Source organism: Corynebacterium sp. MSK039 (assembly GCF_030232315.1).
In the GTDB taxonomy this organism is placed as follows: Bacteria; Actinomycetota; Actinomycetes; order Mycobacteriales; family Mycobacteriaceae; genus Corynebacterium.
Window position 1 is genome coordinate 1 of record NZ_JASPJL010000050.1, and the last position, 414, is coordinate 414.

The following is a 414-nucleotide window of genomic DNA, read 5'->3' on the forward strand; positions in this document are numbered from 1 at the left end:
GCTACCTTGCCGGCGAGACAAGAATGGATCTTGCCCGCGAGTTTGGCCTGTCGTCAGACCAGCTCGTCAAAGATTGGTTCCGGAAATGGCGCAACGGCGGCGATGACGCGTTGAAGCCAAAGCCGAAGGGCAGGCCCAAGGGCTCGGCTGCACCGAAGCGGCTTACGGAAGAAGACAAGCTGCGGCGTCAGATCGCGCGGTTGGAAGCGGAAAACGCTTACTTAAAAAAATTGCGGGACTTGAGGAACCAGGGACACGCCTGAAAGTTCAGGCGATTGTCATCCTCAAGTCACAGCATCGTCTGCAATACCTTTTGGATGCGGCAGGCATGCCGAGGTCGACGTTCTTCTACCACCAGAAACGCCTCAACAAGCCGGATAAGCACGCAGCACTCAAAGCCGCGATCCGGGAGTG

1 pseudogene is annotated in these 414 nt (G+C 57.2%); it reads left to right on the top strand.

The annotated features are described in order from the left end of the window. A pseudogene (locus QP997_RS09780) lies at positions 1–414 on the top strand (helix-turn-helix domain-containing protein); the annotation flags it as partial.